Source organism: Nonomuraea sp. NPDC004354 (genome assembly GCF_053602555.1).
Map to the genome: position 1 here is coordinate 782,530 of NZ_JBSGDV010000001.1, position 22,564 is coordinate 805,093.

Annotated in this window: 21 protein-coding genes, 2 tRNA genes and 2 pseudogenes; 14 read left to right on the forward strand and 11 right to left on the reverse strand. The window is 70.9% G+C overall.

Annotated features, from left to right (window positions below; all coding sequences use genetic code 11):
* Window positions 1-21 precede the first annotated feature (21 nt).
* The 4 genes from ACWENQ_RS03655 to ACWENQ_RS03670 are packed head-to-tail and all read right to left on the reverse strand — an operon-like array spanning window position 22 to window position 5,463.
* Complete coding sequence (locus ACWENQ_RS03655; protein ID WP_452412785.1) at window positions 22-1,284, reverse strand: vWA domain-containing protein; 1,263 nt, start codon at window positions 1,282-1,284, stop codon at window positions 22-24.
* Window positions 1,281-2,126: a PP2C family serine/threonine-protein phosphatase gene (locus tag ACWENQ_RS03660; RefSeq protein WP_449916588.1), complete on the reverse strand. Its 846-nt coding sequence runs from the start codon at window positions 2,124-2,126 to the stop codon at window positions 1,281-1,283. Before ACWENQ_RS03660 ends, ACWENQ_RS03655 begins: the two co-directional genes overlap by 4 nt.
* A complete protein-coding gene (locus ACWENQ_RS03665; RefSeq protein ID WP_452412786.1) occupies window positions 2,123-4,294 on the reverse strand; it encodes a tetratricopeptide repeat protein in 2,172 nt (723 codons plus the stop codon). The genes ACWENQ_RS03660 and ACWENQ_RS03665 overlap by 4 nt, the downstream gene beginning before the upstream one ends.
* Complete coding sequence (locus ACWENQ_RS03670) at window positions 4,291-5,463, reverse strand: hypothetical protein (RefSeq protein WP_452412787.1); 1,173 nt, start codon at window positions 5,461-5,463, stop codon at window positions 4,291-4,293. The genes ACWENQ_RS03665 and ACWENQ_RS03670 overlap by 4 nt, the downstream gene beginning before the upstream one ends.
* Before the next feature lie 180 nt (window positions 5,464-5,643).
* Between ACWENQ_RS03670 and ACWENQ_RS03675 the strand changes: the two genes are divergently transcribed.
* From ACWENQ_RS03675 to ACWENQ_RS03695, 5 genes are all read left to right on the forward strand, one after another.
* The gene (locus tag ACWENQ_RS03675; RefSeq protein WP_354906522.1) at window positions 5,644-5,802 is read left to right on the forward strand and encodes a hypothetical protein; all 159 of its coding nucleotides are present in this window, start codon (window positions 5,644-5,646) and stop codon (window positions 5,800-5,802) included.
* Between the two features lie 76 nt (window positions 5,803-5,878).
* A complete protein-coding gene (efeO, locus tag ACWENQ_RS03680) occupies window positions 5,879-7,054 on the forward strand; it encodes an iron uptake system protein EfeO (RefSeq protein WP_452412788.1) in 1,176 nt (391 codons plus the stop codon).
* Between the two features lie 3 nt (window positions 7,055-7,057).
* Window positions 7,058-8,257 carry an iron uptake transporter deferrochelatase/peroxidase subunit gene (gene efeB / locus ACWENQ_RS03685; protein WP_354906520.1) on the forward strand — a complete coding sequence of 400 codons (1,200 nt, stop codon included), beginning with the start codon at window positions 7,058-7,060 and terminating at the stop codon, window positions 8,255-8,257.
* Window positions 8,258-8,281: 24 nt separating this feature from the next.
* Entirely contained in the window at window positions 8,282-9,559 is a 1,278-nt protein-coding gene (locus ACWENQ_RS03690) for an amylo-alpha-1,6-glucosidase (protein WP_449916576.1), read from the forward strand.
* Window positions 9,556-10,029 (forward strand): hypothetical protein, encoded by a 474-nt coding sequence (locus ACWENQ_RS03695; protein WP_354906518.1) that lies wholly within the window; start codon window positions 9,556-9,558, stop codon window positions 10,027-10,029. The genes ACWENQ_RS03690 and ACWENQ_RS03695 overlap by 4 nt, the downstream gene beginning before the upstream one ends.
* A 37-nt stretch (window positions 10,030-10,066) precedes the next feature.
* Here the strand turns inward: ACWENQ_RS03695 and ACWENQ_RS03700 are convergent, their stop codons facing one another.
* Window positions 10,067-10,384, reverse strand: coding sequence for a YtxH domain-containing protein (locus ACWENQ_RS03700; protein WP_449916573.1), 318 nt, complete (start codon window positions 10,382-10,384; stop codon window positions 10,067-10,069).
* A gap of 126 nt (window positions 10,385-10,510) precedes the next feature.
* Here ACWENQ_RS03700 and ACWENQ_RS03705 point away from each other — a divergent pair.
* Both ACWENQ_RS03705 and ACWENQ_RS03710 read left to right on the forward strand, forming a co-directional pair.
* Window positions 10,511-10,583, forward strand: a tRNA-Asn gene (locus tag ACWENQ_RS03705).
* 415 nt (window positions 10,584-10,998) lie between these two features.
* Window positions 10,999-11,928: an aminoglycoside phosphotransferase family protein gene (locus tag ACWENQ_RS03710; RefSeq protein ID WP_452412789.1), complete on the forward strand. Its 930-nt coding sequence runs from the start codon at window positions 10,999-11,001 to the stop codon at window positions 11,926-11,928.
* 179 nt (window positions 11,929-12,107) lie between these two features.
* On the opposite strand, the gene ACWENQ_RS03715 is transcribed toward ACWENQ_RS03710, so the two are convergent.
* The 3 genes from ACWENQ_RS03715 to galK all read right to left on the reverse strand — a co-directional run bounded on the left by ACWENQ_RS03715 (window position 12,108) and on the right by galK (window position 15,822).
* Complete coding sequence (locus ACWENQ_RS03715) at window positions 12,108-12,881, reverse strand: enoyl-CoA hydratase-related protein (protein WP_449916570.1); 774 nt, start codon at window positions 12,879-12,881, stop codon at window positions 12,108-12,110.
* Between the two features lie 476 nt (window positions 12,882-13,357).
* On the reverse strand, window positions 13,358-14,476 hold the full coding sequence (locus ACWENQ_RS03720; protein ID WP_452412790.1) for a nitric oxide synthase oxygenase: 1,119 nt from the start codon (window positions 14,474-14,476) through the stop codon (window positions 13,358-13,360).
* A gap of 230 nt (window positions 14,477-14,706) precedes the next feature.
* Window positions 14,707-15,822, reverse strand: a complete 1,116-nt coding sequence (gene galK, locus ACWENQ_RS03725; protein ID WP_452412791.1) for a galactokinase — start codon at window positions 15,820-15,822, stop codon at window positions 14,707-14,709.
* Between the two features lie 43 nt (window positions 15,823-15,865).
* Between galK and ACWENQ_RS03730 the strand changes: the two genes are divergently transcribed.
* The gene (locus ACWENQ_RS03730; protein WP_452412792.1) at window positions 15,866-16,687 is read left to right on the forward strand and encodes a 1-aminocyclopropane-1-carboxylate deaminase/D-cysteine desulfhydrase; all 822 of its coding nucleotides are present in this window, start codon (window positions 15,866-15,868) and stop codon (window positions 16,685-16,687) included.
* On the opposite strand, the gene ACWENQ_RS03735 is transcribed toward ACWENQ_RS03730, so the two are convergent.
* Window positions 16,621-17,295, reverse strand: coding sequence for a DUF6766 family protein (locus ACWENQ_RS03735; protein ID WP_449916559.1), 675 nt, complete (start codon window positions 17,293-17,295; stop codon window positions 16,621-16,623). The two genes, ACWENQ_RS03730 and ACWENQ_RS03735, sit on opposite strands and share 67 nt — an antisense overlap.
* A gap of 79 nt (window positions 17,296-17,374) precedes the next feature.
* Window positions 17,375-17,761, reverse strand: a complete 387-nt coding sequence (locus ACWENQ_RS03740; RefSeq protein WP_452412793.1) for a hypothetical protein — start codon at window positions 17,759-17,761, stop codon at window positions 17,375-17,377.
* Window positions 17,762-17,803: 42 nt separating this feature from the next.
* On the opposite strand from ACWENQ_RS03740, the gene ACWENQ_RS03745 reads away from it, so the two are divergent.
* From ACWENQ_RS03745 to ACWENQ_RS03770, 6 genes and pseudogenes are all read left to right on the forward strand, one after another.
* Window positions 17,804-18,307 carry a DinB family protein gene (locus ACWENQ_RS03745; RefSeq protein ID WP_452412794.1) on the forward strand — a complete coding sequence of 168 codons (504 nt, stop codon included), beginning with the start codon at window positions 17,804-17,806 and terminating at the stop codon, window positions 18,305-18,307.
* 492 nt (window positions 18,308-18,799) lie between these two features.
* A complete protein-coding gene (locus ACWENQ_RS03750) occupies window positions 18,800-18,952 on the forward strand; it encodes a PEP-utilizing enzyme (RefSeq protein WP_452412795.1) in 153 nt (50 codons plus the stop codon).
* 622 nt (window positions 18,953-19,574) lie between these two features.
* Window positions 19,575-19,648 (forward strand) — tRNA-Ile (locus ACWENQ_RS03755).
* 219 nt (window positions 19,649-19,867) lie between these two features.
* Window positions 19,868-20,872, forward strand: coding sequence for a hypothetical protein (locus ACWENQ_RS03760; RefSeq protein WP_452412796.1), 1,005 nt, complete (start codon window positions 19,868-19,870; stop codon window positions 20,870-20,872).
* A gap of 38 nt (window positions 20,873-20,910) precedes the next feature.
* Window positions 20,911-21,055, forward strand: a pseudogene (locus ACWENQ_RS03765) (IS1380 family transposase); the annotation flags it as partial.
* A 75-nt stretch (window positions 21,056-21,130) separates the two neighbouring features.
* A pseudogene (locus tag ACWENQ_RS03770) lies at window positions 21,131-21,292 on the forward strand (IS5/IS1182 family transposase); the annotation flags it as partial.
* Between the two features lie 235 nt (window positions 21,293-21,527).
* On the opposite strand, the gene ACWENQ_RS03775 reads toward ACWENQ_RS03770, so the two are convergent.
* Entirely contained in the window at window positions 21,528-22,370 is an 843-nt protein-coding gene (locus ACWENQ_RS03775) for a sulfurtransferase (RefSeq protein WP_452412797.1), read from the reverse strand.
* Window positions 22,371-22,564: the final 194 nt, after the last annotated feature.

Consider the following 22,564-nt stretch of genomic DNA (forward strand, 5'->3'; position numbering starts at 1 on the left):
TGAGGGCACGTCAGCGCCATCTCAGCCCTCCTGCCGAAGCTGGCTGGTCCGCGTCGACCCCGTGTCGAGCTCGATCTCGTCGGCCTTGTCCACCCGGCTGCGCAGCCGGGCCGTCCCGGTGCCGGGGTCGACCTCCACCATCTTGTCCAGGAGCCTGGCGGTGTCCTCCCGCCCGGAGGAGCCGGCCAGCTGCCGCGCCTTCGCCAGCCGGGCCGTCGCGGTCGCCCTGTCGCCCGCCGCCCGGGCGCTCAGCCCCTCCTGGATCAGCTCGTGCAGCTCCGCCTGGCCCGTGTAGTGCGCCACCTTCGGGTTGATCCGGGTCGAGGCGGCCAGGTCGTCCGTCCAGTGCGCCAGGACGTTGCCGCTGGCCAGCACGTCGCCGGTGTCGGGGCGGACCAGCTTGACCCACGCCGCCCTGATCTCCTGTCCCGGCGCGGACGGCGGCACCTCCACGCACAGGTGGTACTCCCGTTCGTCCTCGCCCCACGAGCCGGTCGGGTAGTCGCCGGTCAGCGGGTTGACCGCGGCCGCCTTCCCGGTCAGGTCGAGCAGCGAGGGCGAGACCTGCTTGACGTACTTCAGCGTGGCGTCCTTGGGGATCCACACGCGCAGCGCCAGCTCGGCGACCGTCTTGCCCATCGACGCCTCGGTGATCCTGGTGAAGAAGGCCGCCAGGTCGCGCTGATCGCGCACGAAGTCGAAGGTGCCCAGCAGCGCCTCGGAGACCTTGCGCAGCTCGGCGGGCACCCAGTCGGCGCCCACGCCGAGGCTGTCGCAGACGAACCTGCCCTCGCAGTGCTTCAGCGCACCGGCGAACGCCGCGTCGCCCTCGTTGTTCTGCCCGTCGGTCATCAGCAGCGCGTGCCTGATCGCGCCGGGCCTGCTCTCCAGCAGGTCGGCGGCCAGGCGCAGCCACTGCCCGATCGAGGTGCCGCCGTCGGCGTCCAGGGCGTCGATGGCGCTCTTGGCGTTGCCCCGCGTGCTGAAGTTCGCCGTGGCGAGCTTGCGGCCGCGGGGGTAGACCATGCGGGCCGAGGTGTCTCCCGCGATCACCGCGAACTCCACCCCGTCGCGCAGCGTGTCGACGGCGGCCTTCGCCGCCTGCCGCGCCTCTCTGATCTTGCCGCCGCTCATCGACCCCGAGGTGTCGATGATGATCACCTCGGCGGCCTGGGCGGGCGTGGGAGCCGCCGCCGCGCCCGTCACGGTGAGGACGGCGTGCACCTCCCTGCCGCCGATCGGCAGGTACTTGTTCTGGTCGACGTGCAGCGTGAACTCGCTCAACAGGCTCTCCTGACCGGTATCAGAACGACGGTGACGTTGTCGCGCCCGCCCGAGGCCAGCGCGTGGTGCACGAGCGCGCGCGCCCCGTCGATCGGTACGGCGGCGCGGAAGGAGACGGGATCGTCGAGGTAACCCCACAGCCCGTCGGTGCACATCATGAGCAGGCCGGGGGAGTCGGGCACGAAGCCGAGCGCCCGGCACCCGGCGTTCCTGGCGTCGGCGCCCAGCCACGCCGTCAGCACGCCCGCCGAGGCGACGTCGTCGTCGGTCAGCAGGACGGCGGCGCCCTCGTCCGGCAGCCAGTAGGCGCGGCTGTCGCCGACCCAGCCGACGGTGACCAGGTCGGGGCCGGCCACCGCCGACACGTAGGTGCAGGCGGGCGCGTCGTCGGCGGAGGTGCCGAGCGCGGCGACGGCGCGGGCGGCCCGCGCGCACGCCGCCCTCGTGGCCGCCTCCTGGCTCGAACCCGCCTTGAGCTCCTCGGCCAGGACGGCGACCCCGGTCTGCGCGGCCAGCGTCGAGGCGGTCTCGGGGCGCGGCGACTGGGACACCCCGTCGCAGACCACGGCGATGACGTGCCGTTCGGCCTCGCCCAGCGCCATCGCGTCCTGGTTGCGGCTGTGCCGTAGACCCTTGTCGCTGGCGCCCGCCGCCCCCGAGTCGAGGACGAGTTCGACGTGGTCGGTCGCGGCCGGTGCGCGCAGGCCGCACTGGAGGCAGTAGCCGTCGGCGATCTCGCCGCCGCATGCCGTACAGGAGGGGGCGGGGCCGAGCGGGGAGCCGCACTGCTCGCAGAAGGCGTGGTCGGGGAGCACGGGGGCGCCGCACGCCGGGCAGCTCACAGCCAGGTCCTCGGACGGACCGCGTTGGCGCGGTCGACCAGCTCGTACCGTTCCCGCCTGGTCGGGGCGGCTCTGGCCAGCTCCCGGTAGACGCCCTCCAGCCTGCGCCGCACGCCGCTCTGGGTGAGGGGCGCGCCGAGCAGCGTGGTGGTGTGGGAGGGCGGCGGGGCGGCGGCCGTCACCCAGGTGAGCGCGGCCTCGAGCAGCTCGGCCGCCAGCTCGCCGCGGCGCCGCCCCTCCAGCTGGGTGAGCCGGTCGAGCCGCTCGCCGGCGGCGATCAGCTCGGCGGGGGCGAGCTGGGCGGCAGGGCGCCGGGCGGCGATCGTGACCAGCGCGCTCTGCGCGGCCACGTACTGGCTCGACGAGGCGGGCACCTGGTCGAGCGCCGCCGCGGCGGCCTTGCCGTTCCCGTCCGCGAGCTCGGCCCTGGCCAGGCCGAAGGCGGCGCTCACGTAGCCGCGGTCGGTGCGCCACACCGTGCCGTACCAGCGGGCGGCGGCCCGGTGGTCGCCCGCCTGCTCGTGCGCGAACCCCAGGGCCAGCTTCACGGCGGGCTCGCCGGGCAGCAGGCCGAAGCAGCGGTCGAACAGCTGGAGGTCCGGCTTGCCCGACGCGAGCGCGCGCACCGCCTGGTACCAGGTCACCCGCCAGTCGTCGCGGAGGGTCCGCGCCGCCTCGTCGAGGAAGTCGTCGGACAGATCGTGCTCGGCCACCACCCTGGCCTTGGTCAGCAGCGTCTCGGTGGTGGCGGGCAGCGCCGAGACCCGGCTGAGCAGCTCGCGCGGGTCGCGCGCGAGCAGCCCCGGCAGCAGGCCCGCCGCCGGATCGGCGGGGTCGGCCAGCGGCACCGGCAGCGCCGCCACCGCCGCCTTGGGATCCAGCGGCTCGAAGACCCCTGTCACTCCCTCCGCGACCCGCTCGGGCCCGAAGACCGCCGACTGGCTCGGGTACGGCACGCCGTCCTCCGCCGCCCGGATCTCTCTCAGCACCCCGGTGAGCTGCTCGGCCATCTCGGCGGCGTCGGGGAAGCGCCGGCCGGGTTCGGGGTGGGTCGCCCGGACGAGGAAGCGGTGGAAGGACTCGTTCCCCCACGCCTCCAGCCCCGGCAGCGGCACCTCCACGTTGTCCTTCGCGGGGCTGAAGGGATGGCTCAGCACGGCCAGCGTGCGCGCCACCGTGTACAGGTCGGCGGTGATCGACGGCCCGGACGTGGCGATCTCGGGGGCGTGGTAGCCGGCCGTGACGTACGAGCTGCCGGTGCGCGCGCCGACGCGCTGGACGGCGCCCAGGTCGATGACCTTGAGCTGCTGTCCCACCTGGATGACGTTGGCGGGTTTCAGGTCGCAGTAGACGAGGTCGTTGTCGTGCAGGTACTCGAAGGCCCTGAGGATCTCCAGCGCGTAGGGGATCGTCTGGCGCGTCGGCAGCGCCTCGCCCTGGCGCAGCCGCTGCTTGAGCAGCTCCTGCAGGGAGGGCCCGCCGACGTACTCCATGACGATGTAGCCGGCGCCCTCGTGCCGCTGGAAGTTGAAGATCTTGACGATGTTGGGGTGGTCGACCGTCGTCAGGAACCTGCGCTCCGCCTCGGCCGCCGCGAGCGCCTCGGCGTCGGCGGCGTTCAGCAGGCCCTTCAGCACCACCCACCGGCCGTCGAGGTTCTCGTCGGCGGCCAGGTAGATCCAGCCCAGCCCGCCGTGCGCCAGGCAGCCCAGCACGCGGTACTGGCCCGCCACCAGCGCGCCCGGCGCCAGCTTGGGGGTGAAGCTGTAGGGCGTGCCGTCGTGCGGGCAGAACCCCTCGGTACGGCCCGCCACTCCCTCGCGGCTGCGCCCCACCGGCCTGCCGCACGCCGAGCAGTACCGCTTGTCCTCCGGCACCTCGGGGTTGTCCATGACGGCCTCGGCCGGATCCCGGTACGGCGTCGGCGGCACGTCCACCAGGCCGTGACCCAGCACGCCCGCCGATCGCCTGGCAGAGCTCGACCTGCTGCCCGACGGCCTGCTGCCCGAGGGCCCGCTGATCGACGGCACGCTGCCCGACGGCCCGCCGCCCGACGGCGCGGTGGCATCGCCAGAGACGGTCGCCGGCGGGCTCTCGGGATGCCCGCACACGTCGCAGAAGCCCTCCTGGATCGTGCCCGTGCAGCCTGGCTGCCCGCACCTGGTCATCGGCGCCCTCCCTGGATCGCGTCCTGGTAGTTCTCCACGGCCTCCGCCGCCTGGTTGAGATCGCACGGGGCGGTCCACAGCAGCTCGCGGGCCCGCGTGAAACGGCGGGCGGTCTCGGGGTCCTCGGCCAGCCCGACGCGGACGGCCTTGGACTGGACGGCCAGCAGGCGCCCGCGTAACTCGTCCCTGCGGGCCATCAGCCCCAGCAGCGCCGACGTGGTCGTCCGCGCCCGTGTCAGCGCCTCGCGGGCCGCGTGCTCCACGCCGGACAGGCGCCTGGCGCGCTCCACCCAGCCGCCGGCGGGCGCGTCCGCCCCGGGAAGGGCGGCGGCGTCGGCGGCGAGGCGGTCGGCGACGGTCCTGGGCCTGGTCGAGGGAGGAAGGAGGATCTTGACCGACACCGTGGCGTGGGTCCTGCGCGCCTCCGCCTCAGCGGTCCTGACCTGCTCGACCAGCTGGATCAGCGTGGCGTGCCGCGGGCCGTACGACTGCCGGAGGGCGTCGGCGCGGGAGAGTTCGGCGAGGCGGGAGTCGAGCGTGGCGCCGAGCCGGTCGAGGTCGGCGGGGGAGAGGCCGAGCGGGTCGGCGGCGGCGGTGGAGCGCAGGCGGGCGAGTTCTTCTTCGTGCCCTGGCGCGAGGGGCGGCTCGCCGAGTTCGGCGGTCAGGCGGGTGATCTCGCCGAGGCGGGTGGCCGCCGACTCCAGCGGCGGCAGGATCGCGGTCCACGCCGCGTCGATCTCGCGCAGCGCGTCGGCGGTCGCGCGGAACGCCTCGTCCATCCGGGCGACGGTCTCGTCGAGGGTGAGGCCCTGGGTCGGGGGAGGGCGTAACGACCTCCGCTCGACCGGCAGGTTCTCCGGCGCCGGCCGTACGGAGGGGCCGGCGAGCAGGGCGGTCAGCTCCTCCAGCTCGGTGGGCCCGGGGCGGGCGCGGCGGGCCCTGACCTCCTCGGCCTGCCGCAGCACCCCGCGATAGGCGTCGTACAACGCCCAGAGCGTGGTCACGGCCTGCTGGGCCGCGGTCCACACGGTCAGCGTCCGGCCGCGTAAGGCGGTGCTCTTGAGCAGCTGGAAGGTGGTGTGGGACTCCAGGTCGAGCAGATCGCCCGAGATGCGGTCACGTTCTTCGCCGCGCTGTCGCAGCGCGTGGTCGGCGCCTTCCCGGCTCATCGGCGGCCCGGTCGGTTGCATCAACGTTCCCCCGTCGAAGTGAGGACCCCGCACCCATTTACCGGGTCAACGACGGTCGTGTCCAGGGGGGTTCCTGACCCTGAGGGGTCTCCCTGACTTGTCCCTGATTCGACCGCCGAACCGGTCCATGTCGGGCTCCGGCGGCCTAGCGTTGCTCCCATGGCACGCATCCTGCTCATCATCGCCCTGGTCATCGTCGGCCTCATGCTCGTCGGCCCGATCCTGGGCTTCGCTCTCACGCTCCTGAAGTGGGCGCTGATCATCGGCGGCATCGCGGTGGCCGTGATGTTCGTCTCCCGTTGGGCCAAGACGCGGTAGGTGACGGACCCCACGTAGGCGGTTTAGGTTAGGGAAAGCTAAGTTAGGACGACCTAACGCGCTCAAGGAGTCGACCATGCGTTCCCTAGCCCTGTGTGGAGTACTCGCCGTCACGCTCGCCGCCTGCGGCACCGCCGCCGACGACGGCGCCGACGGCGGCAGCGCCAGCGGCAGCGGCAGCGCCGCCTCGGCTCCGCGGCCCGCCCCGACCGGGGCGGTCCAGGAGAACGTGCCCGTCACCGCCACCGACACCACCTGCGTCGTCGGCAAGACCGTCCTCAAGGCCGGCGTCGTCAAGTTCGCGATCAAGAACGACGGCGGCCAGTTCACCGCGGTCTACGTCTACCGCGCCGACAGGACCGTGGTGAGCGAGCGCAACAACATCCAGCCCGGCACCACCGCCGACCTCGTCGTGGAGATCGGCGGCGGCAGCTACGAGCTCGCCTGCAAGCCCGGCCACAAGGGCGACGGCATCAAGGCGCCCTTCACCGTCACCGGCGAGCTGAAGGCCGCCGCCGACCCGCGCGCGACCAGGGCGGTCACCGACTACCGCGCCTACATCACCGCCCAGGTCGACGACACGATCGCCAAGACCGAGGAGCTCGCCGCCGCGGTCAGGAAGGGCGACGTCAAGCGGGCCAAGGCGCTCTACGCGCCCAGCCGGGTCGGCTGGGAGAGCATCGAGCCGGTGGCCGAGGCGTTCGGCGACATCGACCCCAAGGTCGACCTGCGCGAGGCCGACCTCGAACAGGGTCAGAAATGGACGGGCTGGCACCGCCTGGAGAAGGCGCTGTGGAAGCAGCCCGACAGCCTCGACAAGGAGAAGAAGTACGCCGACCAGCTGCTGGCCGACCTCGACGACCTCAAGAAGCGGCTGCCCGAGGCGGAGATCACCCCCGCCTCCATGGCCAGCGGCGCCAAGGAACTGCTCGACGAGGTCGCCACCGGCAAGGTCACCGGCGAGGAGGAGGCCTTCTCCCACACCGACCTGTGGGACTTCGACGCCAACGTCGACGGCGCCAAGAAGGTCTACGAGCTGCTCACGCCCATCCTGATGGAACGCAACCCCGCCCTGGTCACCACGCTCGACACCCGGTTCGCCGACCTCGACAAGCTCCTGGCCGCCTACCGGAAGGGCGACGGCTTCGTCTCCTACACCGAGCTGTCGAAGGAGCAGGTCAAGGAGCTGGCCGACGCGGTCAACGCCCTCGCCGAGCCCCTGTCCGGCCTCGCGGCCGCCGTGGCGGGCTGAGCCATGGTGACGCGACGCAGGCTGCTGACCGGCGCCGGGCTCGTGGCCGGCGCGGGCGTGACGGGAGGCGCCGTCTACGGCCTGGCCCAGCAGGCCACGCCCGCCCCCGCCGCCGCCGCGGGTCACGCCCCCATCCCCTTCCACGGCGCCCACCAGGCGGGCATCGCCACCCCTGTCCAGGACCGCCTGCACTTCGCCGCCTTCGACCTCACCACCACCGAACGCGACAAGGTCGTGGCCATGCTCAGGCAGTGGACCGCGGCGGCCGAGCAGATGACGGCCGGGCGCGAGGTCGGCAAGGGGGCGCTCGGCGTGCCGCTCGCCCCGCCCGACGACACCGGCGAGGCGCTCGGCCTGCCCGCCTCCAGGCTCACGCTCACCATCGGCTTCGGCGCGTCGTTCTTCGACAAGCTCGGCCTGGAACGGCCCGCCGCGCTGAAGCCGCTGCCGCGCTTCCCCGGCGACAAGCTCGACCCGGCCCGCAGCGACGGCGACCTGTGCGTCCAGGCGTGCGCCGACGACCCGCAGGTGGCGGTGCACGCCGTACGGAACCTGGTGCGGCTCGGGTTCGGCACGGCCGGCGTGCGCTGGTCGCAGCTCGGCTTCGGCAAGACCTCCTCGACCACGCCCGAGGAGCAGACCCCGCGCAACCTGATGGGCTTCAAGGACGGCACCAACAACATCCCCGGCTCCGACGCCAAGCTGCTCGACCAGCACGTCTGGATCGGCTCGGAGGGGCCGCAGGCGCTGGTGGGCGGCTCCTACCTGGTGGCGCGGCGGATCAGGATGCACATCGAGACCTGGGACCGCACCTCGCTCAAGGAGCAGGAGGACATCTTCGGCCGCACGAAGGGCGAGGGCGCCGCCTACGGCCGTACCCGGGAGCACGACCCCGTCGACCTGTCCCTGCTGCCCGCCGACTCGCACGTGAGACTGGCCAACCCCGCCTCGCTCGGCGGTGTCAGGATCCTGCGCCGCGGCTACTCCTTCACCGACGGCAGCGACGGGCTCGGCCGCCTCGACGCCGGCCTGTTCTTCATCGCCTACCAGCGTGACCCCGAGCGCGGGTTCATCCCGATCCAGCGGTCGCTGGCCAGGACGGACCAGCTCAACGAGTACATCCAGCACGTCGGCTCGGGCCTGTGGGTGTGCCCGCCGGGCGTCCGGCCGGGCGGGTTCTGGGGGGAGACCCTGTTCAGCTAGGACAGACCGGCGCATAGTGGGCAGATGGAGGCGCGGCCGGCGGTCGATGACGCCGCGCTCGGGCGCGAGGCGTTGCACGTGCTCGAGGCGAACTGGATGGGGTCGGCCACCGTGCCTGCCCCTGGCCTTTACCCGCACCAGTGGAGCTGGGACTCCGCCTTCGTCGCGATCGGGCTGGCCAGGCACCGGCCCGAGCGCGCGACGGCCGAGCTGGACGGCCTGCTGAAGGGCCAGTGGGCGACGGGAATGATCCCGCACATCGTCTTCCACACCCCCGAGGCGTACTTTCCCGGGCCTTCCGTCTGGCGCTCCTCCGAGCACCCCGACGCCCCCTCCGGCATCCTCACCTCGGGCCTGACCACCCCGCCGCTGCACGCGCTGGCCGTCTGGTGGGTGTGGCGGCACACCGCCGACACGGCCTACGTCAGGCGCGTCTTCCCCGCGCTCGCCGCCCAGCACGCCTACCTGGCCACCGCCCGCGACCTCGGCGGCGGCGGGCTGGCCGCGATCGTCCACCCGTGGGAGTCCGGCATGGACGACAGCCCCACCTGGGACGAGCCGCTGGCCGCCCTCCCCGAGATCAGGTACGGCTACCGCACCCCCAGCCTGGACGAGCGCCACCCCGACAGCGACCACGACCGCTACGTCTGGCTCGCCCTCCGCTACCGCGACGCGGGCTACCGCCACGAGTACCTGCGCGACGACCACCCGTTCGCCGTCGAGGACCCGATGTTCAACGGCGTCTGGCTGGCCTCCTGTCACGCCCTGGCCGAGTTGGCCACCGTCGCGGGCCGCGACCCCGCGCCCCACGCCGACCAGGCCGCCAGGATCAGGACGGCCCTCGCCGAGCGCCTCTGGAACGGCTGCTTCTACGCCCGTGACCTGCGCGCGAACCGCCTCATCCCGGTCACCACCATCGGCGCCTTCGGCCCCCTCCTCGACCCCGAACTGCCCCGCGACACCGTCACCGCGCTGGTCGAGATCCTGGAGTCGGCCCGCTTCATGGGCGCCGCCGGCTACCCCGTGCCGAGTTGCGAGATCCGCGCGCACCAGTTCGACCGGACCCGCTACTGGCGCGGCCCGTCCTGGGTCAACACCAACTGGTTGCTGCGCCGCGCCGCCATCCTCCACGACCTGCCCCACCTGGCCCAACTGCTCACCACCGGCACCCTCCGGCTGGTACGGCAGGCGGGCTTCCGCGAGTGCTTCGACCCCTTCGACGGCAGCGGCAGGGGGTGCAGGGACTTCTCCTGGAGTGCGGCGCTCACCCTGGATCTGCTCGCCGATACCTTGGCCTCATGAGCATCTTCCGCCGCCTGCCGTCCGACGTGCGCAAGAACCTGGCCACCACGAGCGGGGAGCGCGTGCTGACCTTCGCCCGGTCCGGCGAGGGCTACGTGGTCGCCACCGACCTGGCGCTGTTCCTGCCCGACGGCGAACGGGTGCCGTGGGAGCAGGTCGAGCGGGCGGCATGGGACGACGAAGGGCTCAACCTGACCACGTCCGACGGCCGCCGCCTGTCGGCGCCCGTCACCGAACCGAACCGGCTGCCCGAGGCCGTACGCGAACGGGTCAACTCCACGATCGTCGTCAACAAGTACGTGCCGCTGCCCAGCAGGGGAGGGGTGCGCCTGGTGGCCCGCAGGGCGCCCGGCTCGAACGACTTCACCTGGAAGCTGCACTTCGACGAGGGTCTCGACCCGGACGACCCCGGGCTGCGCGCCCACGCCGAGCAGGCGCTGGAGGGCATCAGGCGCAGCATGGGCGTCTGAAGGGAGCCCGGCTGTCCCCCCGGGCCCCCTCGTGCGTCTAGTACGGCACGCCGCTGTCGTCGGCCTGCGTCTTGGACTCCGGCTTCTCGGACTCGGGCCAGCCCGTCCCGGTGTCCAGATGGTCGGCCTCGCGGCCCTTCCCCAGGAACGGCACCTTGTCGCCGACCTTCGCCCGCGCCACGCCGGCCACCTTGGAGACCTGGGCCCCCATCAGCCCGGCCGCCTCCTGAACCCTCGGACTGTCGGCGACACGCCGGGCCGCGCGCTTGATCTGCTCGTAGCGTTCCCGCCCCGCTCTGGTGCCGAGCACGTAGCCAACGGCCAATCCGACAGCGAACATCATCCGATATCGCATTTTCCACCTCCGCTGTCTCCGGGCCTACCCCGCTCACGATGCGACACGCACTCCAGATGTGCGCTAATCTATTCCTGCGCCGAACGGAAGGGCCCCAAGCCCCGGCCGGGAAGCGCGAAAGTCCGATCCCGTGTAGCTCAATCGGCAGAGCAGCCGGCTGTTAACCGGCAGGTTATAGGTTCGAGTCCTATCGCGGGAGCTTGGCTCAGCCAAGGAACATACGACTCAGGCCCTCTACCTGGTGACAGGTGGGAGGGCCTGAGTCGTTAAGAGCGTCAGAACGGGAGCGTGCGGGCCTCCTCTGGGACGTACGCTGTCGAACTTCTCGCCCCCTCCCACGCCCTCAGGACCGCCACGGCCTGCTCCAGCGCGCAGGTCCTTGAGCCGGACGCGTTCGTGCTCGCGTCGAAGTAGACCGAAACGTCGCTCAGCCCCGTCACCGGGCGCGTGGCAGGGCCAGCCTCTCAGCCGCCCGCTTCCCTGCAGGTGGGACGACGGCATACGGGCAGGCCGGGGCGGTGGCGTCTGTTCGCACTTGCGCGCTGACGGACGCCGGCTGGCAGGATGCCTAGCTGGTCGCACACTCGAGTCCGTCGCCGGACAGGGAGGTCTCGTTGAGCGGTATACCCGATCTTGGCCCACTGCCCCAGCGCGTCACGGTCAACGCGGAGCAGGCTCATCGGCTCGTCGCCGAGCAGTTTCCTCAGTGGGCGGACCTCCCGGTCGAGCCCGTCTCCAATGGTGGCTGGGACAACGTGACCTTCCATCTCGGCGACGGAATGCTGATGCGTCTGCCCAGCGCAGCCGAGTACGCCTTGGCGGTGGAAAAGGAACACCGGTGGCTTCCGCCGCTCGCCTCCCAGCTTCCGCTGCCCATTCCCACCCCGCTGGCGAAGGGCGAGCCAGGTGCGGGCTACCCCTTCTCGTGGTCGATCTACCAGTGGCTCGACGGCGAGCCTGCGAGCGCCGACCGGATCGCCGATCCGGTCGGCTTCGCGGTCGACCTGGCCGGCTTCGTCGCGGCCTTGCAGAGCGTCGACACCGCTGACGGTCCCCGGCCGGGAAAGCACAACTGGTTCCGGGGCGCCACACTGCGCACCTATGAGGGGCTGCTCGAGCACGCGCTGAAGGAACTGGACGGCCACGTCGATGTCAGCCTGGCGCGCGAGATCTGGAAGACCGCGCTGGACGCACGCTGGGACGGTGTGGACAGGTGGTTCCACGGTGACCTTGCCCAGGGCAACGTGCTGCTCGAGGACGGGCGGTTGGCAGCCGTCATCGACTTCGGCACGTGCGGCGTCGGCGACCCGGCCTGCGACCTGGCGATCGCGTGGACATTGCTGACCGCCGACGGCCGCCAGGCGTTCCGCGAGCGACTGTCCGTTGACGATGCGAAGTGGGCGCGCGGGCGTGGCTGGGCTCTCTGGAAGACGATGGCCACCTGCTCAGACACCCTGGGCGATACCGACGAGGTGGCGCTGAACGCACGGCGCGTCCTGACCGAGATCTTCGCTGAGTACTCAGCAGGGAGCCCTGGCGAGTGACACAGTGAGTGGCATCCGAGGCGCCCGAGCGGATCCGATCACCCCGTGGGGCCCGCATCGCACCGACAGGCCGCATCACCCGGCCGCCGTGATGGGCTGAGGAGTCGAAGGGGGAGTCAGCCGGTGTGAACGGGCACGAACGAGGCTGAACTTGGTTGACCGGCTGACTCCACGCGGGGTCACAGGGGAGGGAAGCGGGGGTCGCGGCGTTCGAGGAAGGCGGCCACCCCCTCGGTGAAGTCGGGGCGGCCGAACGAGGCCATCATCTCCCGCTCCGCGGCCTTGGCCGACGCCTCCAGCGTCTGGTCCCAGTCGCCCCACACCTGGCGCTTGATGACCTCCATGGACGCCGGAGAGCTGTGCACCGCCAGCTCCCGCGCGTACGCCTGCGCCTGCGGCACCAGCTCCTCGCCCGGGACCGCCCGGTTGACCAGGCCCATCGCGCAGGCTTCGGCGCCGGTGAACACCCGCCCCGACAGCAGCACATCCATGGCCCGCTGCTGCCCCATGAGCCGCGGCAGCACCCACGACAGGCCGTACTCGGCGATCAGTCCCCTGCGCGCGAAGGCCGTCGTCCACTTGGCGTCCTCGGCGCTGAAGACGAGATCGCACACCAGCGCGTGCACCATGCCGAGCCCCGCGCACGCCCCGTTGACGGCGGCGATGATCGGCTTGCGGATGGTGGTGGGGAAGGTGTTCGGCCTCGGGTCGGGCTCCTCGTCATAGGTGCCGGACCGGATGGCGTCGAGGGTCTGGAAGTCGGCGCCCGAGCAGAAGCCCCTGCCCGCGCCGGTGACCACGATCGCCCGTACGGCGGGGTCCTTCTCGGCCTGTTCGAGGAGGTCGTAGTAGCGGCGGCCCATCGCGTCCGTCCACGCGTTGAGGCGCTCGGGACGGTTGAACGTCAGCGTCATCACGCCCTGGTCGACCGACGACAGCACCAGCTCCGACATCGCGCACCCTCCAGGCGCCTGCTACTGACGTTACAGAACAACGTTCTACACCAAGGGGGGCAGGTCCGGAAAGCCGTGATCGGGCAGGTCGGGTGGGGATCGCCGTCGCCCACCCCCGCCACGCGCGCCCGAGGAGCGTCCCCTGGACGGGCGGGACCCCGTGCCGGGCGGAGGCGCCTGGGCGGGCCTGCCGTACAGAAGGAAGACGCGCCGGCCGGACGGCCCGCGCCCGCGCTGCCGTGAAGAGCGGCCCGCACGGTGAAGAGAGACCTGGGCCGCTGGAACGGGTGCCTGCGCTGCGTGAAGAGAGGCCTGGGCCGCCGTGAAGGGTGCCTGCGCTTGTCCGCGCGAAGAGAGGTCTGGGCCGCCGTGAAGGGGTGCCTGCGCTGCTGCGTGAAGAGAGGTCTGTCGCTGCCGTGGAGAGGTGCCTGCGCTGCCATGGAGAGACAGGGAGCGGGGAGCGGGGAGCGGGGGAGTCACGGGTGGGCGGGGACGAAGGCGGGGGTGAGGCGGTGCCGGTCGTAGTAGCGGTGGAAGACCGGGGTGGTCGCGCCGGACATCGGTGGCACGATCCACGACCAGTCCGCCGGGCAGACCCTGCCCGCCTTCTCCTCCCGCTCCAGGTGGGTCAGGAACCGCCTGGACTCGGTGTGGTGGTCGGTCATCGTCACCCCCGCCCGCTCGAACGAGTGCAGCACCGCCACGTTGAGCTCCACCAGCGCGTGGTCGCGCCACAGGGTGCGCTCGCTGGAGGTGTCCAGGCCCAGCCGCCGGGCGATCAGCGGGAGCTGGTCGTAGCGGTCGTGGTCGGCGAGGTTGCGGGCGCCGATCTCGGTCCCCATGTACCAGCCGTTGAACGGCGCGCACGGGTAGCAGATGCCGCCGATCTCCAGGCACATGTTCGAGATGGCGGGCAGGGCGTGCCAGCGCAGGTCCAGTTCCTCGAACCAGCGGTACTCGGGATGCCTGATCGGTACTTCGAGGATCGCGTCCCCTGGCACGCTGCACAGCAGCGGCTGTCCCTTGGCGGGCTGGACGACCAGCGGCAGCACGTCCCACCTGGTTCTCTGGCCGCCGCGCCAGCCCATGGCGAGCGCCTGTCCGGTGAAGGCGACGTTGCGCGGGTCGCCGAGCACGCCGCCGTCCTTGAGCTGGTAGCCGGCGTAGCGGATCAGCTGCTCGTTCACGATGCGCGGTCCAGGGCAGCCGGGGTGGTCCTGGGCGAACACGGTGATCATCGGCCGGATCTTGCCATGGCCCGTGGCCTCTCGCAGGTGGGCGACGCATTCGACGGCGACGCCTTCGGCGGTGGAGACGTCCCTGCGGTCCCTGACCTTCAGCGACCGCCAGTAGAGTCTTCCGATGCAGCGGCTGCTGTTGCGCCAGGCCACTTTCGCGCCGAACTCCAGTTCCTCGGCGGTGTGCGTGTAGGTGCCGAACTTCGCCGCGTCCCTCGCGATCCGGCGTAGGCGCGCGGTGACGTCTCCCGCGTCCGGGTTCTCCGCGTGGAACAGGCGGATGAATCGTTCCGCCTCGCGGAAGTCGACGGTCTTCTCGGCGGCGGTGTGGACATCGAAGGGACGAAGGGATCTCATCCACGTAAGCACCTGGCACCCAGCGCATTCCGGGTTGGCGGAGCGTCCTGCCGATTCCGGGTCGGAGGCACGTTCCTGTGGCGGCGCCCTTTCCGCGCCGCCCTCATGGGACCCGCAGCAGATCACATCTTCACCCTGCTCGGCATGATTTGTCCCCCGAACCGGGAAAGTGTGTGATCGAAGCGCTCCGGAGCGTCACGCGACGCCGGCCGGAGACCGTCGCGCCGCGCTCAGAGGGTGAGCTTGTGGGCGCCCCTGGCGGGCGTGGCGGGCAGGAACCGGGGCTCCTTCCAGCCACGCTCGGCGTAGGCGGCCAGCACCGCCTCCTGGACGGCGGGCACCCGCTCCTCGGCCACCAGCGCGATCGCCGACCCGCCGAACCCGCCACCGGTCATCCGCGCGCCGCGTGCCCCGCCCCTGACGGCGGCCTCCACCGCGACGTCGAGCTCGGGCGCGGACACCTCGTACTGGTCGCGCAGCGACAGGTGCGAGGCGTTCAGCAGCGCCCCGATCTCGGCGACCGCCTTCGCGCGCAGCAGCCCGATGACCGCCTCGACGCGGTGGTTCTCCGTGACGACGTGCTGGACGCGCTTGCGCTCGTCACCCTGCAGGACGGCCAGCGCCCCGGCCAGGTCCGTCACGTCGCGCAGGGCCGCGACCCCCAGCTTGCGGGCGGCGGACTCGCAGTCGGCGCGGCGCCTGGCGTACTGGCCGTCGGCCAGTTCGTGGTGGACGCCGGTGTCGATGATGAGGATCCGCAGCCCGTACGCGGCCAGGTCCAGCGGGATGGCGCGGTATCCGAGGGAGCGACAGTCGAGGAAGAGCGCCTTGCCCTCTTCGGACAGCGCCGAGGCGGCCTGGTCCATGATGCCGCACGGCATGCCGACGAAGTCGTTCTCCGCCTTCTGGCCGAGCAGGGCGATCTCCATGGGCGTCATGCCCAGGCCGTACACCTCGTTGAGCGCGGAGCCGACGACGACCTCGAGGGCCGCGCTGGAGCTGAGCCCCGCGCCCGCGGGCAGGTCGCCGTCGATCACGATGTCGGCGCCCTGGACGCGCGAGCCGAGCATGGCCAGGACGCCGACGACGTAGCGGGTCCAGCCGGTGGCGGACTCCCACGTCTCGATGACGGCGGGTGCGCCGGGCGACTGCAGCGACAGCAGCCTGATCGTGCCGTCCGTGCGCGGGCTGAGCGCGGCGGTGACACCCCACGGCACGGCGAAGGGGAGCACGAAACCGTCGTTGTAGTCGGTGTGCTCGCCGATGAGGTTGACGCGTCCGGGCGCCCGCCACACGGTCGCCGGCTCGGCACCGTAGGCGCCACGGAAAGCTTCAATAACGCGCATAATCGAACACTCCTCAACAACGGTTCGACCGTAGACTAGCGCGATGGAGGAAATGAGGGATCCCCGGCTCGGGACGGTCAGGCTCTTCCTCAAGCACGACGACAACAAGGCCCGCAAGCTCAAGTACAACCTGGGCCACCCGCGCGTGCTCAGCTTCGGCGGCGCCTACTCGGGGCACCTGCGCGCGCTGGCCAGAGCGGGCATGGAGCACGGCTTCGAGACGATCGGGGTGGTGCGCGGGGAGGAGCGTCTGCCGCTCAACCCCTCACTGGCCTACGCCAAGGCCTGCGGGATGCGCCTGACCTACCTCGACCGCGCCACCTACCGGCTCAAGCACACCCCGCCCGTGCTCGACGGCCTGCGCGAGCGGTTCGGCGACGTCGCCATCCTGCCCGAGGGCGGCAGCAACGCCGCCGCGGTGCGGGGCTGCGCCGAGCTGCCGGGGGAGATCGACGTCGACTACGACCTGATCTGCTGCCCCGTCGGCACCGGCGGCACCCTGGCGGGCATCGCGGCCGGGCTGCCCGAGGGAAAGCGCGCGCTCGGCTTCGCCGTTCTCAAAGGCGCCGCCTTCCTCGCCGACGAGGTGGCCAGGCTCCAGCGCGAGGCCTACGGCGAGGTGAGCGGCAACTGGGACCTCGACCTCGACTACCACTTCGGCGGCTACGCCAAGCTCTCGCCCGCGCTCGACCCCTCCTTCGAGCAGGTCTACGTGGCCAAGATGATCTACGGAATCGTCGACCGGGCGAGGCAGGGCGCCTTCGCCCCCGGCACGCGCGTCGTCGCCGTCGTCACGGGTCAGCCCTCGACCCCCGTCGCGTCGTGGGGAGCGCCGACCGGTTTCGACTCCGGGGACCCGCGCTGACGCAGGAAGATCGACAGCACCACCATCGACGCCACGGCGAGGAACTCCGACTGCCAGTTCTGCAACGTCCTGCTCCAGAACTCCGGGCCGATGACGTAGGCGCCCCAGTCCTGCGGGTCACGCAGCTCGGCCAGCCGCTCGGAGTTGTTCGCGGCGAGCCCGGCCACCGACTGGGCCAGCCACGACAGCACGAAGATGGTGCCCATCACCCAGCCGAGCGAGTTGCTGAACACCGCGCTGCGCCAGCCGCCGGCCGTGGCCCAGTTCGGCGACTCGGGCTGGGCGTGCCTGCCCATCATCTGGTCCTCGTCGGACTCGCCGCCCTCCTTGCCGACCTCCTTGGACTCGGGCGAGCCCCGCTGCACCAGCCACACCGTCGCCACGATGAACAGCAGGAACTGCAGGTACTCGGACTGCCAGTTCTCGGCCACGTCCACCGCGAAGTCAGACGAGGCCACGTACTCGACCACCGAGATCGGCTGCCCGCCGTCGACCAGTTGCCGGTCGTTGTACTGGCCGTTGCCCGCCACCGCCTGGCCCACCAGCGCCAGGGCGAAGATCAGCAGGAAGAACAGCGACAGCGAGTTCTCCTTGAGGAAACGCTTCATCGGTGCATCAGCCCCATCGCGAAGAACCACGTCAGCCCCACCACGACGATGAGCACCGTGGTGACGAACACCGCGCGCATCAGCTCTCCACCTCGCAGTCGTACGGCAGGTCGTCGCCCCGCGGCGTGCAGCCCGCGGCCCTGACCCGCCAGCCGCCGCCGAAGCGGTGCAGGAAGATCGTGTCGCCGGTCGTGCGGACCTGCGCCTCGTCACCCCACACGACGGCCGACACCACCGGGCCCTCCCGAAGACCGAGCTCCACCAGCGCCTGGGCGCACGTCTGGCCCTTGTCCGGCAGCTTCTGGGCGGCCCTCGCGGCCAGCAGCGCGCAGGCCGCCTCTCCCTGCCGGGCGGTCACGGCGGCGACGAACCGCTCCGCCGTACGGGCGGGCGCGCCGGTGTCGGCGGCGCATCCTGCGACGGCGAGCGGCACGAGCAGCGCGAGCACAACGACGGCGGACCTCATAGCCGACAGCTACCCGAAATGACGGATGAGTAGCTTGGGGCCATGGAGAGAACCGATGTCCCGCGAAGCTGGGACGAGCGAGCGACCGTGCAGACCTTCCTGACCTACGCGCGTGCCACGGCCGTGGCCAAGTGCGAAGGGCTGAGCGACGAGGCCGCGCGGAAGGCGCCGCTGCCCGACTCGCCGCTCATGACGATCGCCGGGCTGATCAGCCACCTGCGCTGGGTCGAGCACTGGTGGTTCGAAGTGGTGTTCCTCGGCGAGGACGTGCGCGCGCCGTGGTCGGAGGAGGCGCCCGACATGGACTTCACGCCCGACCCCTCGCGGACGCTGGCCGATGTGGTGGACGAGTACACGCGCGCGTGCGCGGAGATCGACCGCAAGCTCGCCGACCACGACCTGGACGAGCTGTCGGCGCGCAAGGGCCGCGCCGGCCACGAGTTCACGCTGCGATGGGTGTTCGGGCACCTGATCGAGGAGACCTCGCGGCACAACGGCCATCTCGACGTGGTGCGGGAACTGATCGACGGGGTGAAGGGCGTCTAGCCGCCCGGTCCCTGATCACCCGGTACCGCCCGCCCGCCTCGGCGAAGCGGCCCGGTTCCTGGTCGCCTGGTACCGCCCGCCTGCCTCGGCGAAGCGGCCCGGCGAACGGCTCGCCGACCTGCCGGCCGACGTGTGGCAGCGTGCGGTGGGGGTGAGCGAGCCGGACGACCCCCAGGCCGTCGCCAAGGCGACACAGGACCATCTCGACGCCGCCGCGTACGTCGCGCAGGCTAGCCCGCGCGACTCGCTCGGTTTCGACCCCGTCCGCTGGGCCGCCTCGCCCCACGGCCGCGCCGACCTCTACGACGCGCGGCGTGCCGTACGAGGTGTCCGATGCGGTGACCGGCTTCCCCGGTGCGCCCGGCATCGTCGAAGGCGTGGCGAGAGTCATCCCGGGGCCGGAAGAGGACGAACGGCTCAAACAGGGCGAGATCCTTGCCACCACCCTGACCAACGACGCCGCTGTTCCTCCGCGCCGCCGTCGTCACCTGCATGGGCGCCCCGCTGTCCCACGCTTCGATCGTCACGCGCGAACCCGGCATCCCCGCCGTCGTCGGCACCGGCACCGCCACCATGCGCATCAAGGACGGCGACCGCGTCCGGGTCGACGGAGAGCGGGGAACGGTAGAGGTTCTGCCAAGTTGACCGGTCGCCCCGTACAGGACGGCCAGGATGCCAGGCATGACTGAGGAGGAACGGGAGCTGGAAGCCAGGTGCGAGGCCTACCGTAAGGCTTGCCAGGACCTTGGCAGGGTTGGGACTTTCGAACCGCGGCGGCCCGCGGACGAGAAGACACCCGCTTGATCCTGCGGCATCGGCCGGGAGACGCCCACCCGAAACGCCTGGCTCATCCGGCGAGACGGGGCGGCGGGACGAAGAAACGCCCGCCCGATCCGGCGGGATCGGGCGGGCGTTTCCCCACGTGTGCGAACCGGTGTGCAGGTCGCCTCTCGGCGAAAGGCGCAACACGGCTCCAGCCGAACGGTATTCCGTGAAGGCAATAGGTGAGGCCCGGGGACACTGGGCACACCGGCCACGAAGGATCTAACCCCGGGAGCCGCGCATCCATTCCCGGCTCCCTTCCCGGCTCCCTTCCCGGCTCCCTTCCCGGCTCCCTTCCCGGCTCTCGGAACCGAGGTGCCCCGGCCCTCCACGGGGCAGGGGGCCAGAAGGAAGGGACGCGAGGGAACGCCATTGGCGCCCCCGCCGGTGGGATGCGATCTATGCTGGCAAGCGCGAGATTTTGTGGGAGACTGCACTCTCGCAGGGGGCGGTAGCTCAGCCGGTCAGAGCATCGGACTCATAATCCGTGGGTCGTGGGTTCAAGTCCCACCCGCCCTACTCATTCCCATCGCGTTGACCTGGGGTTTCTCGGTTCTTCTCCGACTCGCCGTGAGTCGAAGGCGGCGAGTGGTTGCTCGCTGGCTGCTCTTGTGTACGGACCGTGTTGATGTGTAGATCGCTTAGGTGCGTAATGTCAACTCGGGTTGTCAATACGACCATCAGAAGGCCAAGCGCCTCCGTGCTGCTGGCGCTTCTGGCGGACGGGGGTAGCGCAACGTGAGCGCGCTCATCGTCAGCCATGCGAGACCAATCGGTGCTGAGCGAGTGCTCGCTGATCGGCGGCGAGCCGATGGTGACCGGCATTCCAGCGCATTGCGCCACACCTTTAACCGGATGCTTGGCTGTCTGTTCCACTGCTTGCAGGCCGGCCACGCCTACGACGGCCTTGTGGCCTTCCTGCCGCGGCGGGGGGTGGGAGTGACCTTCACTCGGATCGCCCGTCAGCATGCTGTCGTAGCTGTGAGGGAGGATCACGGCAGCTATCGAACGCTGCGGCGGCGACCACCCGCCGATGACCCCACTGTCGAAAGGAGAGGCATGTTTCTCGAATCGCCCACCGCAAACTGGGATGCCGTGCCAGTTGAGGAGGCGCTGGAGCAGTACGACATGGCCGAAGCGAGCAACCGCACCAGCTGGGATGTCGACGACTATTTCGGTGAGGAACCCGAGCATTTCTACGTCCACCGCGGTGACCTGACGATCGACGGTGCGCTGGCGCTGGGCAACACGCCTGGCGAGGACGAGGACACGGTCTACGTCATCGATGGCGATCTAACCGTCAGCGGTCCCATCACCTTTTGCAACGCGGACGTCTACACTTCGCTCTACGTCACCGGCTCGGTCGTGGCACAGGATCTGGTGTGCCTCTGGGACAGTTGCCTGTTCGTCGGCCGGTCTTTGACCGTCCGGAACCTTCTCGCGACTTCGCTGTACGACCCGGCCGCCCTCGTCGTCAAAGGGCCGGTGTCTGCACATACCTGGCTTGAGATGGGCGGCCGGGGCTGTATCTATTTCGCCGGCGAACCAACGACCGACACCTGTGTTCGCGGGCACCTGGACGAGTACGCCGAGGGAGCCAATGCCGCTGTCTACCTCGGCGGGGAAGGCAAGGCCGTCAGCGTGGCGGAGGCGGTCCTCCCTGAGTTCCTCGAAGAGGACAGAATCTGCGACAGCCTGAAGATCCTGAAGGCGGTGCTTGAGGGCAGGCCCGTCCTGCGGTAGGCACCCGCCCAGGCGCGCTGTTGTGCCGGTTCGGGGTTCCCGCGAGCGCGTGGACCCCGACCGTCGAAGCCGACGGCACCGTCGGCGAGGACGCGTGGGACGGGGCTGGTCGTGCGGAAGGAACGCCCGCACCCCGGCGCCCAATTGTGGGCCACCGACGTGGACGTAAACCGCGTTCGCTGCGAACACCCCTGGGCTCACCAGCGGAAACGCAGGAACTACATTCGGTAAGACAACGGCTTCTAGGTATCGACCGTGTGGGTCGACGGCGGTTACAACGCCGCTGTGATCCGGCATGGTACTCGGCGCGGAATCGCCGTGGAGGTAGTGAAGCGTCTTTCCGAAAGCGGCTTCCACGTGCTGCCGCGCCGCTGGGTTGTCGAACGCACGTTGGGGTGGCTGATGCAGCATCGGCGGCTCGTAAGCGGCGCGTGGCTGGCGGCGTCGAGGAGCCCGATCACGATCTCGACAGCGGTGGCCGGCCGCGTGTCCCCTCCCAGCCGCTACACGCTCTCGCCGCGGGCTCACCAGGCCCAGTCGCCGAGGATCGCGTCGGACCCTTTCCAGCAGCGTGGCGAGTGTCGGCGATCGTGCGCGTGGCGGGCGCCGAGGCCCGCCAACGGGCGGCACCGCTGGGTGAGCCTGCCGGAGACACTCAGACGTTGTCCCAGATCCGGCCGTCGCCCAGCTCGACGGGGACGCCGACGAGGGAGCCGTACTCCGTCCACGACCCGTCGTAGTTGCGCACCTCGGGCAGGTCGAGCAGCTCGTGCAGGACGAACCAGGTGTGCGCGGAGCGCTCGCCGATCCGGCAGTAGACGATCACTGGGCCCTCCGGCTCGCCATAGAGTGCGCGCAGCTCTTCCTGGGACCTGAACGTGCCGTCGGAAGCGCAGGCCCTGGACCAGGGAACGTTCGTGGCGGTGGGCACGTGTCCAGGCCGCTGCGCACCCTCCTGAGGCAGGTGGGCAGGGGCGAGCAGGCGGCCCGCGTACTCGTCGGGCGAGCGCACATCGATCAGCTTGACGCTGCCGACGCCCTTGATCACGTCTTCCCGCAACGCCCTGATGTCGGTGCGGGGCTCGTGGGCGAGGTAGGCCGTGGGCCGGCGGGCAGGCTCATCGAGAGTGAGCGCCCTGCCATCGAGCTCCCACTTCTTACGTCCGCCGTCGAGCAGCCGGACGTCCGCGTGGCCGTAGATCGTGAAGTACCAGTAGGCGTAGGCCGCGAACCAGTTGCTGTTGCCCCCGTAGAGTACCACCGTGTGATCACTGGAGATGCCTTTTCTGGCCATCAGCCTTTCGAACCCGGCCTTGTCGACGAAATCCCTCCGGACGGGATCCTGCAGGTCCGTGGTCCAAGCCAGGCGAACCGCTCCCGGCAGATGACCTCTGTCGTAGGCGGAGGTGTCCTCGTCCACTTCGACGAAGACCACCCGGGGGTCGCTCAGATGCGCCTGCGCCCAGTCAGCGTCCACCAGCGCTGTGTCCCTGCTCATGGGAAAGCCCTCTCTATCCGGACATGTGCTGGGTCCAGCGTGAAGCCGGCGGATTGACGCCGGATGACAGGGCCGATGACGGATCTCGGAGACCGTCAATCAATCATCAAGTTCGTGACCGCAGGATCCAGAGGTCGACCACGTTCGACGGGGAGACCTCTGCCGAAGTGGAATCAGCTCACGACAGGCGCCGG

Coding starts and splice junctions, on each gene's coding strand:
- ACWENQ_RS03665 (WP_452412786.1), bottom strand. CDS start 4,294: ATGACCAGGTGCGGGCAGCCAGGCTGCACGGGCACGATCCAGGAGGGC.
- ACWENQ_RS03670 (WP_452412787.1), bottom strand. CDS start 5,463: ATGAGCCGGGAAGGCGCCGACCACGCGCTGCGACAGCGCGGCGAAGAA.
- ACWENQ_RS03675 (WP_354906522.1), top strand. CDS start 5,644: ATGGCACGCATCCTGCTCATCATCGCCCTGGTCATCGTCGGCCTCATG.
- efeO (WP_452412788.1), top strand. CDS start 5,879: ATGCGTTCCCTAGCCCTGTGTGGAGTACTCGCCGTCACGCTCGCCGCC.
- efeB (WP_354906520.1), top strand. CDS start 7,058: ATGGTGACGCGACGCAGGCTGCTGACCGGCGCCGGGCTCGTGGCCGGC.
- ACWENQ_RS03690 (WP_449916576.1), top strand. CDS start 8,282: ATGGAGGCGCGGCCGGCGGTCGATGACGCCGCGCTCGGGCGCGAGGCG.
- ACWENQ_RS03695 (WP_354906518.1), top strand. CDS start 9,556: ATGAGCATCTTCCGCCGCCTGCCGTCCGACGTGCGCAAGAACCTGGCC.
- ACWENQ_RS03700 (WP_449916573.1), bottom strand. CDS start 10,384: ATGCGATATCGGATGATGTTCGCTGTCGGATTGGCCGTTGGCTACGTG.
- ACWENQ_RS03715 (WP_449916570.1), bottom strand. CDS start 12,881: ATGTCGGAGCTGGTGCTGTCGTCGGTCGACCAGGGCGTGATGACGCTG.
- ACWENQ_RS03720 (WP_452412790.1), bottom strand. CDS start 14,476: ATGAGATCCCTTCGTCCCTTCGATGTCCACACCGCCGCCGAGAAGACC.
- galK (WP_452412791.1), bottom strand. CDS start 15,822: ATGCGCGTTATTGAAGCTTTCCGTGGCGCCTACGGTGCCGAGCCGGCG.
- ACWENQ_RS03730 (WP_452412792.1), top strand. CDS start 15,866: ATGGAGGAAATGAGGGATCCCCGGCTCGGGACGGTCAGGCTCTTCCTC.
- ACWENQ_RS03735 (WP_449916559.1), bottom strand. CDS start 17,295: ATGAAGCGTTTCCTCAAGGAGAACTCGCTGTCGCTGTTCTTCCTGCTG.
- ACWENQ_RS03740 (WP_452412793.1), bottom strand. CDS start 17,761: ATGAGGTCCGCCGTCGTTGTGCTCGCGCTGCTCGTGCCGCTCGCCGTC.
- ACWENQ_RS03745 (WP_452412794.1), top strand. CDS start 17,804: ATGGAGAGAACCGATGTCCCGCGAAGCTGGGACGAGCGAGCGACCGTG.
- ACWENQ_RS03750 (WP_452412795.1), top strand. CDS start 18,800: ATGGGCGCCCCGCTGTCCCACGCTTCGATCGTCACGCGCGAACCCGGC.
- ACWENQ_RS03775 (WP_452412797.1), bottom strand. CDS start 22,370: ATGAGCAGGGACACAGCGCTGGTGGACGCTGACTGGGCGCAGGCGCAT.